The sequence below is a fragment of the Massilia antarctica genome (assembly GCF_015689335.1).
In the GTDB taxonomy this organism is placed as follows: domain Bacteria; phylum Pseudomonadota; class Gammaproteobacteria; order Burkholderiales; family Burkholderiaceae_D; genus Telluria_A; species Telluria_A antarctica.
Map to the genome: position 1 here is coordinate 2,846,531 of NZ_CP065053.1, position 12,877 is coordinate 2,859,407.

Genomic DNA, 12,877 nt, shown 5'->3' on the forward strand with positions numbered 1-12,877 from the left:
GAGGTCGTCGTGAATAATTTGCGCCAACAGTTTATCGCGTTTTCGGTGTCGGCGGGCGTGTTGCGCTTCGGCGAGTTCACCACCAAGGCTGGCCGCCTGTCGCCGTATTTCTTCAATGCCGGCCTGTTCCATGACGGCGCCACCCTGGCCCAGCTGGCCCAGTTTTACGCGCAGACCCTGATCGACTCGGGAATCGAGTTCGACATGCTGTTCGGGCCGGCCTACAAGGGCATCACCCTGGCGTCCGCCACGGCGGTGGCGCTGGCGGGCAAGGGGCACAATACTTCGTTTGCCTACAACCGCAAGGAAGCCAAGGACCATGGCGAGGGCGGCACCATTGTCGGCGCCAAGCTGGCCGGCAAGGTCGTGATTATCGACGATGTGATTTCGGCCGGCACCTCGGTACGCGAATCGGTCGACATGATCCGCGCCGCCGGCGCCGAGCCGTGTGCCGTGCTGATCGCGCTCGACCGCATGGAGCGTTCGGGCAAGGATGGCGAATTGTCACCGAGTTCGGCGGTCCAGCAAGTCAGCCAGGAATTCAATATTCCGGTGGTGTCGATCGGGAACCTGGAGGATTTGTTCACTTACCTGAATGCCGCCGGGGCCGATCCGGCGATGGCGCAGTACAAGGATGCCGTGTCGGCGTACCGGACGCGCTACGGGGTGTAAGGCGGCGCGCGTCACGCGGCTCCGTGCATGTGCGTTTCGGCTGGGCTGGGTTGGGCTGGGCTGGCCGGTTGCATGGCCGCGTTCGCGCACGGACGGTGCCGCTGTGCGCCGTTTGCAGGTAAACATATCGTCGCGCTCGAACTGCTTCTCGACTTAACTTTGTCGATGCCAGGGCAGGCGGAAAAACGTTGAAAGGGGCGAGCTAGCAACGGTCTGCTAGAGTGCGCCTGAGCGCCCTCGCGCTCGCCTCACTCACATGCCTATCTCCGGGATTCCCTTTCCATGCGCACTTTTTCATACTGGCTTTGCTTCGCACTCGTCCCGGCACACGTGTTAGGCTTGCTGCTAGCCTTGCTACCTCTGGGGGGCATTGTCTTTCCTGGCTGGTCGCTGTTCGAATTGCTTTTTTTGTTTAGCTCGCTCATTCCGCGGATAGTTGCGCAGTCTGTCCCGTACATCCTCGCCTGGCTGTTGTATCTCGTTATGCTCGCGGAGAGCGCGTACCGCCATCGTACGCCGGCCTGCCGCTTGTGCTTTGCTATCTTGGCGCCGTTTCATTACTTGTCGCGATCGTTGTGCTAGTGCTGTCCTCTGTCTATCAAACGGGATACGGTTTTCTGAGTGCCATGATCGCCTTCCCCGCCACCATCTGCATACCGTGGGGTTTTTTTCTCACAGAGTTATTGAGCTTTCGTAAGCGCAATACCTAAGGGACAGAAAACCCAAGTGACGTCATGTTCGTCAACATGGGCAAGCCTCACTTGACCGCAGCTTGTTTGCGCGCCGTCAATCGCGTTCAGCCCTGCGCTAACTCCTGCATTCTGCCGGCCGCGCCCGCCAGGGCCTGCTCGCGGCACAAGCGGTCCACTGTTTTCAGCAACACCGGCATGCGATGCGGCCCGTGCATGGCCGCGATGTGTTCCTTGGCCTGTGCCCGCTCAAGCCCGATGCAGGTGATGAACAGCGGCTTGATGCTGTCGCCGCGCAGCAGTTTGTATTCATCGCCGATACCGGCATACGCCGTTTTCGCCACGCCGATGATCCTGGCCTTGCCGTCCAGCGCATCGTAAAGATGCTTTCCCAAGCCCGCGTGTGAATGGCCGTCGAGGAACACGAAGCCATCGATGACAATGATTTCGGGAAGCTGGTCGAGTTCCCCCAGCAGGGCTAGGATGCACGGAAGCTCGCGCTTATAGAATTCCCCGGGAACATATTCGCTGACGCTAGCCTGCTTTTTGCTGACCGTCGCCACTGGCGCCACGTCATCCCAGCGCGCGAACAGCAAGCCTGCGGCGTAGCCGCAATCGGCATCGTATTGCACGTCGACCGCTAATATCATCAGGCATGTCTCCTCGGGGTAAACGAAGCCGGCCGCCAATATTTCTTAACCGGGGTCAGACCCCGGTTGAGTAACATGGACGGCCGGCATGGATGCGAGCGATGTCGCAGAGCCAGAAGGCGGGTATCAGCCCGCCAGTTTCTTCTTGAGCAGCTCGGTGACCTGGGCCGGGTTGGCCGTGCCCTTGGATGCTTTCATGGCTTGGCCGATCAGGGCATTGATGGCCGCTTCCTTGCCGGCGCGGTATTGCTCGACCGACTTGGCGTTGGCCGCCAGCACGTCGTCGACGATCTTTTCCAGCGCGCCGGTGTCGGAAATCTGACGCAGGCCTTTTTGCTCGATGATCGCATCGGCGATGTGTTCATCGTTCGACTTGGCTTCCCACATGCCCGCAAACACTTCCTTGGCGCTCTTGTTGGAAATCGTGCCGTCGGCGATGCGCTTGATCATCAGCGCCAGTTGCGACGCCTCCACCGGCGAATCGGCGATGTCGACGTTTTCGCGGTTCAGGGTCGAGGCCACGTCGCCCATCAGCCAGTTGGCCACGGTCTTTGCTTGCTCTTTTCCAGTCCTGGCGACCACGGCTTCAAAGTACGCGGCCATTTCTTTCGACGAGGTCAGGAACAGGCTGTCGTATTCCGGCAAGCCGTAATCGTTCGCGAAGCGCGCGCGCATGGCGGCCGGCAGTTCCGGCATGTCGGCCTTGATGCGTGCGACCCATTCGTCGGAAATGAGCAGCGGCGGCAAGTCCGGATCGGGGAAGTAGCGGTAATCCTGCGCATCTTCCTTGGTCCGCATCGAGCGCGTTTCCTTCTTGTCCGGATCCCACAGGCGCGTGGCCTGCTGAACCTTGCCGCCATCTTCGATCAAGTCGATCTGGCGCCGCACTTCATAGGCGATTGCTTCTTCCATGAAACGGAACGAGTTCAGATTCTTGATTTCACAGCGCGTACCCAGTTCGGTCGTGCCGACCGGACGCACCGACACGTTGACGTCGCAGCGGAACGAGCCTTCCTGCATGTTGCCGTCGCACACACCCAGCCACACGACCAGGGTATGCAATGCCTTGGCATACGCCACCGCTTCGGCCGCGCTGCGCATTTCCGGCTCGGACACGATTTCCAGCAGCGGCGTACCGGCGCGGTTCAGGTCGATGCCGGTCATGCCCGCGTAGTCTTCGTGCAGCGACTTGCCGGCATCTTCTTCCAGGTGGGCGCGGGTCAGGTTGACGGTCTTGGTCTGGAACTGGCCATCTTTTTCGAAGCCGAAGGTAATCTTGCCGCCGATGACGACCGGATCGGCGAACTGGCTGATCTGGTAACCCTTGGGCAAATCCGGATAAAAGTAGTTTTTGCGCGCAAACACCGATTCCGGCGCGATCTTCGCGTCCACCGCCAGGCCGAAGCGGATCGCGCGTTCCACCGCGCCGCGGTTCATCACCGGCAGCACACCAGGCAGCGCCAGGTCGACCGGGCTGGCCTGGGTGTTCGGCTCGGCGCCGAACTGAATCGAACTGCCGCTGAAAATCTTGGAGTTGGTCGTGAGCTGCACGTGGTTCTCAAGACCGATGACGACTTCCCATTGCATAGTGTTCTCTTTTCTTGTCAGGTTGCCGGTGCGCACCTTGTACGCACCCGGCGAAATCAGATGCCGGCCGGCGCCCGCGTGTGCCAGTCGGTCGCCAACTGGTATTGGTGGGCAATATTGAGCAGCTTGGCTTCGGCAAAGTAATTGCCGATGATTTGCAGGCCCACGGGGCGTTTGCTGTTCTTTTCGCCCTGGCCGAAGCCGCACGGGACCGACATGCCGGGCAAACCAGCCAGGCTGGTCGACAAGGTAAAGATGTCGGCCAGGTAGTTGGCAACCGGGTCGTTGGTCTTGTCGCCCAGGTCCCAGGCGACGGTCGGCGCGACCGGGCCCATGATGACGTCGCAGGTAGTGCCCAGCGCGGCCTGGAAGTCGTCGGCGATCAGGCGCCGGATCTTTTGGGCTTGCAGGTAGTAGGCGTCGTAGTAGCCATGGCACAACACATAGGTGCCGACCAGGATGCGGCGCTGCACTTCCGGGCCGAAACCTTCGGCGCGCGACTTGCGGTACATCTCTTCCAGGTTCTTGTATTCGCTGGCGCGGTGGCCGTAGCGCACGCCATCGAAGCGCGACAGGTTGGACGACGCTTCGGCCGGGGCGATGATGTAGTAAACCGGGATCGACAGGGATGTCTTGGGCAGTGAAATGTCAACCAGGGTCGCGCCAAGTTTCACGAATTCATCGAGCGCGGCGCGCACCGCCTGTTCGACATCGGCCGCCAGGCCTTCGCCGAAGTATTCTTTTGGCAAGCCGATACGCAAGCCCTTGAGCGGAACGTTCAGGTCGCGCGTGAAGTCTTCGCGCACATTGCCCTGTTCTGGTGTCAGGCTGGTCGAGTCGCGCGCATCGAAGCCGACCATTTCACCCAGCAGCATGGCGCAGTCTTCGGCGGTCTGGGCGATCGGGCCGCCCTGGTCGAGCGAGGAAGCGAAGGCGATCATGCCGAAGCGCGATACCCGGCCATAGGTCGGCTTGATGCCGGTGACGCCGCAAAACGCGGCCGGCTGGCGGATCGAGCCGCCGGTGTCGGTGGCGGTGGCGGCCGGCGCCAGGCGCGCGGCAACCGCCGCGGCCGAGCCGCCCGAGGAGCCGCCCGGCACGGCCAGGGTGTCCCACGGATTCTTGACGGCGCCGAAGGCCGAGTTTTCGTTCGACGAACCCATCGCGAATTCGTCGCAGTTGAGCTTGCCCAGGGTGACCATGCCGGCGTGCTTGAATTTGTCGACCACGGTGGCATCGAACGGGCTGGTGTAGTTGGCCAGCATCTTCGAGCCGGCGGTCGAACGCCAACCCTGGGTGACGAAAATGTCCTTGTGTGCGATCGGAATGCCGGTCAGCGGGCCGGCATTGCCGGACGCGAGGCGCACATCGGCGGCGCGCGCTTGTTCAAGCGACAAGGCTTCGTCGATCTGCAGGAAGGCGTTCAGCTCGCTCGCCTTGGCGCGCTGCAGGAAGTGGGTGGTCAGCTCGGTGGCTGAAACCTGTTTCGCGTGCAAGAGCGCGGACAGCTGTTGAAGAGTTTTTGTATGCATGGGGGATGCTCGACTGACGTAATTGCTCGGTTTGCTCGGTAAGCGATGGCGCGCATGGCGCTCATCGGACGACGAAGGTGGGCGACCGTTATTCGATCACTTGCGGCACCAGATACAGGCCGTCCTGGGTCTTCGGCGCCGGCGCCTGATAGGCTTCGCGCGCGTTTTCCTCGGTCACGACGTCGTCGCGCAGGCGCAGCGGCAGCTTGCCCAGGATGGCGGCCAGCGGGTGCGACAGCGGCTCCACGCCAGTGGTGTCGACTTCCTTCATCTGCTCGGCCAGGGCGAAAATGCCGTTCAATTCCACCAGGGCGGTCTCGGCGTGAGCCTCGTCCATCTCGAGTTTGGACAGATAGGCGATTCGATTTACATCTGATAGTGTCAGGGACATGGAATTTGCGCGGCGCGGGCCGCGTTCAAAATGTGGTGGACGAATAGTGAAGTTTCGATAACAGAGCGCTAAAGCCGATAAAAGCTTCCTAAAGGCCCTGATCTCACAGGGGGAATAGGCGCGCAAAACACCGGTTTTTCAGCATTTAACGCACAAATTATAAGGTAGAATGGCGGGCTAATGCGTTGTCGGCGCCGAATAGGAGTGGCCGCAGCATGCAAACGGCCGTGCCGGTGCGGGAAGGTAGCGCGCGGCGGCTGTATATTTCGTAGCGTTTTTCTACTCATTTTAATGCTTACGCGCAGCCCGTTGCGCATCAGGACACTCATGTTTGGTTTTTTACGCAGCTACTTTTCCCGCGATCTGGCCATTGACCTCGGTACGGCGAACACCCTGATTTATGTGCGCGGCGAGGGCATCCTCCTTGACGAACCCTCCGTCGTTGCGATCCGCCAGGAAGGCGGCCCGAACGGCAAAAAGACGATTCAGGCAGTCGGCACGCAGGCCAAGCAAATGCTCGGCAAGGTCCCGGGCAATATCGAAGCGATCCGCCCGATGAAAGATGGCGTGATCGCCGACTTCACCGTCACCGAGCAGATGCTCAAGCAGTTCATCCGCATGGTGCACGACTCCAAGGTGTTCCGTCCTTCCCCCCGCATCATCATCTGCGTTCCCTGCGGTTCGACCCAGGTCGAACGGCGCGCGATCCGCGAATCGGCGCTCGGCGCCGGTGCCTCCCAGGTGTACCTGATCGAAGAACCGATGGCCGCGGCCATCGGCGCCGGCTTGCCGGTGTCGGAAGCGACCGGCTCGATGGTGGTCGACATCGGCGGCGGCACCACCGAAGTGGGCATCATTTCGCTGGGCGGCATGGTCTACAAGGGTTCGGTACGGGTGGGCGGCGACAAGTTCGACGAAGCCATCGTCAACTACATCCGCCGCAACTACGGCATGCTGATCGGCGAACAGACGGCCGAAGCCATCAAGAAGGCCATCGGTTCGGCCTTCCCCGGTTCGGAAGTGAAGGAAATGGAAGTCAAGGGCCGCAACCTGTCCGAAGGCATCCCGCGTTCGTTTACTATTTCGTCGAACGAGATTCTCGAAGCGCTGACCGACCCGCTCAACAACATCGTCTCGGCCGTCAAGAACGCGCTCGAGCAGACCCCGCCGGAACTGGGTGCCGACATCGCCGAAAAAGGCATGATGCTCACCGGCGGCGGCGCCCTGCTGCGCGACCTCGACCGCCTGCTGATGGAAGAAACCGGCTTGCCGGTGCTGGTCGCCGAAGATCCGCTGACCTGCGTGGTGCGCGGCTCCGGCATGGCGCTCGAGCGGATGGACAAGCTCGGCTCGATCTTCTCGTACGAGTAAGTCCGAGCCCGCCGCCCGCCGTGTTGGCGAGCCGCGTGCGCGTGCTTGCACTGCCGGCGCGGCCGGCGTACCGTTCAGATCTTCGGCTTGCAATGCGTTGTAAAACCAGGGACAGACCCAGTTGAACAATGCATGCAAGCCGGAGGTCTGACCCCCGTGCCGCAGCGGGACAGGTTCTTAGCACCGATTATTGGATTTCATGGAATACAGTCCTCCGCCACTCTTCAAGCAAGGCGCCCCTGCCCGGGTCAAGGTGACGGTGTTCGCGTTTATTTCGATCGTCCTGCTGATGGTCGATGCCCGCATGCATGCGCTCGATACGGTGCGCCAGGTGGCCGGTACCGTCCTTTATCCGCTGCAAGTGGCGGCCCTGGTGCCGCGTGACGCGCTGGCCAGCATGGGCAGCTACTTTTCTTCCATTTCCTCGCTCAAGCAGGAAGTGCGCGACCTCCAGATCGCCCAGGTCGCCGTCGCCGAAAAACTCCAGCAAGCCCAGCTCCAGACCGCCGAAAACGCCCAGTTGCGCAAACTGATGGGCGCGCGCGAGCATGTGCCGGTCAAGACCATGCTCAGCGAGATCCTGTACGACGCGCGCGACAGTTCCAGCCGCAAGATCGTGCTCGACCGCGGCACCCAGCAAGGCGTGGCCCTGGGCCAGCCGGTGATCGATAACGCCGGCGTGGTCGGCCAGGTCACGCGCGTGTTCCCGTTCACCGCCGAAGTGACCCTGCTGACCGACCGCGAACAGGCCATTCCGGTGCAGGTGCTGAGAAACGGCTTGCGCAGCGTGGCGTACGGGCGCGGCCAGTCCGGCACCCTCGATCTGCGCTTCGTGGCGCCGAACGCCGACATCCAGATCGGCGACGTGCTGATTACCTCGGGCCTGGACGGGGTCTATCCGGCCGGCCTGGCCGTGGCCAAGGTCAGCAAGGTCGAGAACAGCGCCGCCGGCGCCTTCGGTGGGGTGGTCTGCCAGCCGCTGGCCGGCATCGACCGCAATCGCCATCTGCTGATCATCACCTCGCTGCCGCAGCTGCCGGAGCGTCCGCCCGAGGAAGCGCCGCTACCGACCAGGAAAAACCTGCCCAAGATGACACCGATTAAAGAGGGCGCCGGCACGCCAGCCGGGGTCGATGCCCCGAAAGGCGCGGCGGCGCCCATTGCCGCCAAGGCGCCGGCCGCTCCGGCGCGCGGCGCCGCCAGGCCGGCTGCGCGCACGCCGGCTGCGCACCCGCCGGCGGCACCCGCCGCACCCAAGGAACCGACCCGATGAATCGCCCGCACTACATCCTGCTGCCCGTCAGTCCGCTGTTCATCGCGTTCAGCCTGACCTGCGCCTTCATGCTCAATCTGCTGCCCTGGGGGCACCTGGTGGGCGCGCCCGACTTCGTGGCGCTGGTGCTGGTATTCTGGGGCATCCACCAGCCGCGCAAGGTCGGCATCGGCGTCGCCTTTTTCATGGGCCTGCTGATGGACGTGCACGAAGCGACCCTGCTCGGCGAGAACGCGCTGGCCTACACCCTGCTGTCCTACCTGGCCATCATGATCCACCGCCGCGTGCTGTGGTTCCCGGTGCTGACCCAGGCCCTGCACGTGTTCCCCCTGCTGCTGGCCACGCAGGCGATCCAGGTGCTGGTGAGCGTGATCGTCTCGGGCAAATTCCTCGGCTGGCTGTACTTCATCGAGAGCGTGGTGGCCATCGCGCTGTGGCCCGTGATTACCTGGATGCTGCTGGCGCCCCAGCGGCGCGCCGTCGACCGCGACCACACGCGCCCGATTTGATGGTACGGCTGCGTCATGACTGAATTAACCAATAACGACCGCGAAATCCGCCTGTTCCGCCTGCGCGTGCTGGCATTGATCGCGCTGGTGTTCATCTGCTTCGGCGCGCTGATCGCGCGCCTGGTGTTCCTGCAGGTGGTCAAGCACGACGGCTTCGCGGCGCTGGCCGAGGACAACCGCATCGCCATCGTGCCGATCGTCCCCAACCGCGGCCTGATCGTCGACCGCAAGGGCGTGGTCCTGGCGCGCAACTACTCGGCCTATACGCTCGAAATTAACCCGTCCAAGCTGCACGCCACGCTCGACTCGGTGATCGACGAACTGTCCACCCTGATCGAGATCGAGCCCAAGGACCGCAAGCGCTTCAAGACCCTGCTGGCCGAGTCGAAGAATTTCGAGAGCGTGCCGCTGCGCACCCGCCTGACCGACGACGAAGTGGCGCGCTTCGCCGCCCAGCGCTTCCGCTTTCCCGGGGTCGAGGTGCAGGCGCGCCTGTTCCGCCAGTATCCGCTGGGCGAAACCGCTTCGCACGTGATCGGCTACATCGGCCGCATCAACCAGAAGGAAGCCAAGGATCTCGAAGACCGGCCCGACGAAGCGAACTACAACGGCACCGACCATATCGGCAAGGAAGGGCTGGAAAAGAGCTACGAAACGCAGCTGCACGGGCACACCGGCTACCAGAAGATCATCCGCACCGCCAGCGGACGCGCGGTCAGCATCCTGTCGCGCACCGAGGCCACCGCCGGCAGCAACCTGATTCTGTCGATCGACATCGAACTGCAAAAGATCATCGAAGAAGCCTTCGGCGAACGGCGCGGCGCGCTGGTGGCGATCGAGCCGGAGACGGGCGACATCCTGGCCTACGTGTCGCGTCCCGGGTTCGACCCCAACCTGTTCGTCGACGGCATCGATTCCCAAAGCTGGAACGAACTCAATACCTCGCTCGACCGCCCGCTGATGAACCGCCCGCTGCAGGGCACTTATCCGCCCGGCTCGACCTTCAAGCCGTTCATGGCGCTGGCCGCGCTGGAACTGGGCAAGCGCACGCAAAGCCACACGATTTCCGACCCCGGCTATTTCACCCTGGGCGGGCACACCTGGAAGGATGACAAGGCGGGCGGTCATGGCATGGTCAGCCTGACCGATTCGATCGTCATTTCATGCAATACCTATTACTACCAGCTCGGTAACGAACTCGGGATCGACGCGATCCACGACTTCATGAAGCCGTTCGGCTTCGGCCAGAAGACCGGGATCGACCTCGATAACGAAAAGACCGGGGTGCTGCCGTCGAAGGAGTGGAAGCGCGGCCGCTTCTCCAAGAACAAGCCGATGCAAAGCTGGGTCGGGGGCGACACCGTCAACGTCGCCATCGGCCAGGGCTTCAACAGCTACACCATGCTGCAGCTGTCGCACGCGGTGGCCACCCTGGCCAACAACGGCATCGTGATGAAGCCGCACCTGGTCAAGATCATCGAAGACAGCAGCACCCGCGCGCGCACCCTGACGGTGGCGCACGAGAGCGCGCGTATCGCGCTGCGCCAGGAGAACATCGATTTCGTCAAGCGCGCCATGGTCGGGGTGTCCGAGCGCGGCACCGGGCGGCCCGCGTTCGGCAACGCCGGCTATGTCGCGGCCGGCAAGACCGGCACCTCGCAGGCGGTCGGCCTGCGCCGCGGCGAAAAATACAACGCCAAGAACGTCAACGAGCGCCTGCGCGACAACTCGCTGTACATCACTTTCGCACCGGCCGACAAGCCGCGCATCGCGCTGGCCCTGATCGTCGAAAACGCCGGCTTCGGTGGCGCGGTGGCGGCGCCGATCGCGCGCAAGGCGCTCGACTACTACCTGCTGGGCAAGCGCCCGGCCGGCAAGGACGGCACCGTGATCCCCAAGGAAGACGTGGAGCTGCTGCCGCTGGAAGAGCTGAAAACCGATACGGCCACCGAAATGCCGTACAAGCCGGGCGCCGAAACGCCCGCGCCAAAGGACTGACACCATGCGCATCAATGAACGACGCTCGCTCTGGCGGCGCGTGAAACCCTACCTGCTGGTATTCGATGCGCCGCTGGCGATGGTCATCTTCATGCTGCTCTGTACCGGCCTGGTGACGATGTACTCGGCCGGCGCCGACTTCCCCGGCAGGGTCGAAGGCCAGCTGCGCAACATGATGATCGCTTTCCTGGTCATGTGGCTGGCGGCCCAGGTGTCGCCGCAAACCATGATGCGGATGGCGGTCCCGATCTACACGGTCGGCGTCACCCTGCTGGTGGCGGTATTCATGTTCGGCGTGATCAAGAAGGGCGCGCGCCGCTGGCTGCACATCGGCTTCGATATCCAGCCGTCCGAGATCATGAAAATCGCCATGCCGCTGATGCTGGCCTGGTACTTCCACCAGAAGGCGGGGCTGGTGCGCTGGCACTCCTTCCTGATCGCCACCGTGCTGCTGGCGGTGCCGGTGGGCCTGATCCAGCTGCAGCCCGACCTGGGCACCTCGCTGCTGGTGCTGGCCTCGGGCTTTTACGTGATCTTCCTGGCCGGCCTGTCGTGGAAGGCGTTGCTTGGCCTGTTCGTGGCCGGCGCCGGCAGCCTGCCGGTGGCCTGGTCCCTGATGCACGACTACCAGCGCGAGCGGGTGATGACCTTGATCGATCCGAACGCCGACCCGCTGGGCAAGGGCTTTCACATCATCCAGTCGACCATCGCGATCGGCTCCGGCGGAGTCAGTGGCAAGGGCTGGATGAAGGGCACCCAGGCCCACCTCGAATTCATCCCCGAGCGCACCACCGACTTCATTTTCTCGGTTTTCTCGGAGGAGTTCGGGCTGATCGGCTTCCTTGGCCTGCTGCTGCTGTACCTGCTGCTGATCGGGCGCGGCCTGATGATCGCGGCCAATGCGCCGACCTTGTTCACGCGCCTGCTGGCCGGCTCGATCACGATGATCTTCTTTACCTACGCCTTTGTGAACATGAGCATGGTCAGCGGCATCCTGCCGGTGGTCGGCGTGCCGCTGCCGTTCATGAGCTATGGCGGGACCGCTTTTGTGACCCTCGGACTCGGGGCAGGTATACTCATGAGTATCCAGCGGCACCGCAAGCTGGTGCAAACCTGACCACGGAGACACGATGGCGGTAACACGAACGCTTCCACTTTCCATTGCGCTCTGCGCACTGGCCCTATTACTGACTGCCTGCGGTACCGATTCGGAAGGCCATCGGCGCATGCTGCCGATGCCGGCTCCGGGCACCCCGGCGGCCAAACACGGCGACATCGGCCAGGATTTGCCGCGCATGCCGCGCGCCGGTTCCGGGCGCGGCGGCTACTACCAGGATGACGGCCCGGGCGACAATCCGCCGCCCAACCTGAACGACGTGCCGGACGCCATCGTCAAGGACGAACCGTATGCGCGCTACGCCAACCGGCCCTACGTCGTCTTCGGCAAGACCTACACGCCGCTGCTGAACGAGCAAGCCTTCAAGCAGCGCGGGGTGGGTAGCTGGTACGGCAAAAAATTCCATGGCCAGCGCACCTCGTCGGGGGAGCTGTACGACATGTACAAGATGACGGCGGCCCATCCGACCCTGCCGATTCCCTCGTACGCGCGCATTACCAGCCTCGATAGCGGCAAGCAGGTGGTGGTGCGGATCAATGACCGCGGGCCTTTCCATTCGAGCCGCGTGGTCGACGTGTCGTACACGGCGGCGCTCAAACTCGGCCTGCTCGGCAAGGGCAGTCACATGGTGGAGGTGGAACGGCTGCTGCCCAACGCGCAGGAGCGCATCGCCACCATCCGGCGCCTGACGCCGGAGCCGGATGGGGAAGTGAGCACGATGGCGGTGGACATGCCGCCGCCGGGCGAAAGCAGCGCGATGTTGGTGACGGCTCCGGCTCGGGCTCCGGTCCTGGCGCCGACGGCGAACGCACCGTCGGCGGCGGGCGCGGCGCCTGCTGCGACGCCGGGGTTTTACCTGCAGCTGGGCGCTTTTGCCCGCGCCGACAAGGCGGCCGACGTGCGCGCGCAGATCGCCGCCACGGGCGGGGCGCTGTCAAGCGTCGAAGTGGTGCAGGGCGGCGCGCTGCACCGCCTGTTCAGCGGCCCGTTCCCGAGCCGGGCCGACGCCATGCAGGCGCTGCGCGAGCTGCCTGCCACCTTGCGCCTCAAGCCCATCGTCGTGCAACGCTGATTCGCACCCGGCGCGC

11 protein-coding genes are annotated in these 12,877 nt (G+C 63.4%); 7 read left to right on the plus strand and 4 right to left on the minus strand.

Annotated elements, in window-relative coordinates; all coding sequences use genetic code 11:
* The first annotated feature begins 9 nt into the window (after positions 1-9).
* Positions 10-672: an orotate phosphoribosyltransferase gene (gene pyrE, locus IV454_RS12850; protein ID WP_206091763.1), complete on the plus strand. Its 663-nt coding sequence runs from the start codon at positions 10-12 to the stop codon at positions 670-672.
* A 796-nt stretch (positions 673-1,468) separates the two neighbouring features.
* On the opposite strand, the gene IV454_RS12855 is transcribed toward pyrE, so the two are convergent.
* The 4 genes from IV454_RS12855 to gatC all read right to left on the minus strand — a co-directional run bounded on the left by IV454_RS12855 (position 1,469) and on the right by gatC (position 5,521).
* Positions 1,469-2,050 (minus strand): endonuclease V, encoded by a 582-nt coding sequence (locus tag IV454_RS12855; RefSeq protein WP_206091764.1) that lies wholly within the window; start codon positions 2,048-2,050, stop codon positions 1,469-1,471.
* 87 nt (positions 2,051-2,137) lie between these two features.
* Entirely contained in the window at positions 2,138-3,598 is a 1,461-nt protein-coding gene (gatB, locus tag IV454_RS12860; RefSeq protein WP_206091765.1) for an Asp-tRNA(Asn)/Glu-tRNA(Gln) amidotransferase subunit GatB, read from the minus strand.
* A gap of 56 nt (positions 3,599-3,654) precedes the next feature.
* Complete coding sequence (gene gatA / locus IV454_RS12865) at positions 3,655-5,130, minus strand: Asp-tRNA(Asn)/Glu-tRNA(Gln) amidotransferase subunit GatA (protein WP_206091766.1); 1,476 nt, start codon at positions 5,128-5,130, stop codon at positions 3,655-3,657.
* A gap of 88 nt (positions 5,131-5,218) precedes the next feature.
* Entirely contained in the window at positions 5,219-5,521 is a 303-nt protein-coding gene (gatC, locus tag IV454_RS12870) for an Asp-tRNA(Asn)/Glu-tRNA(Gln) amidotransferase subunit GatC (protein WP_206091767.1), read from the minus strand.
* Positions 5,522-5,848: 327 nt separating this feature from the next.
* Here gatC and IV454_RS12875 point away from each other — a divergent pair, with 327 nt between their 5' ends.
* The 6 genes from IV454_RS12875 to IV454_RS12900 all read left to right on the plus strand — a co-directional run bounded on the left by IV454_RS12875 (position 5,849) and on the right by IV454_RS12900 (position 12,861).
* Positions 5,849-6,892: a rod shape-determining protein gene (locus tag IV454_RS12875; protein ID WP_054266242.1), complete on the plus strand. Its 1,044-nt coding sequence runs from the start codon at positions 5,849-5,851 to the stop codon at positions 6,890-6,892.
* A gap of 199 nt (positions 6,893-7,091) precedes the next feature.
* On the plus strand, positions 7,092-8,165 hold the full coding sequence (gene mreC / locus IV454_RS12880; protein ID WP_206091768.1) for a rod shape-determining protein MreC: 1,074 nt from the start codon (positions 7,092-7,094) through the stop codon (positions 8,163-8,165).
* Positions 8,162-8,674 carry a rod shape-determining protein MreD gene (gene mreD / locus IV454_RS12885; RefSeq protein ID WP_054266244.1) on the plus strand — a complete coding sequence of 171 codons (513 nt, stop codon included), beginning with the start codon at positions 8,162-8,164 and terminating at the stop codon, positions 8,672-8,674. Before mreC ends, mreD begins: the two co-directional genes overlap by 4 nt.
* A gap of 15 nt (positions 8,675-8,689) precedes the next feature.
* Positions 8,690-10,672 (plus strand): penicillin-binding protein 2, encoded by a 1,983-nt coding sequence (gene mrdA / locus IV454_RS12890; protein WP_206091769.1) that lies wholly within the window; start codon positions 8,690-8,692, stop codon positions 10,670-10,672.
* A 4-nt stretch (positions 10,673-10,676) separates the two neighbouring features.
* Entirely contained in the window at positions 10,677-11,789 is a 1,113-nt protein-coding gene (gene rodA / locus IV454_RS12895) for a rod shape-determining protein RodA (protein ID WP_206091770.1), read from the plus strand.
* 13 nt (positions 11,790-11,802) lie between these two features.
* Positions 11,803-12,861, plus strand: coding sequence for a septal ring lytic transglycosylase RlpA family protein (locus IV454_RS12900; RefSeq protein ID WP_229522211.1), 1,059 nt, complete (start codon positions 11,803-11,805; stop codon positions 12,859-12,861).
* The last annotated feature ends 16 nt before the right edge of the window (positions 12,862-12,877 follow it).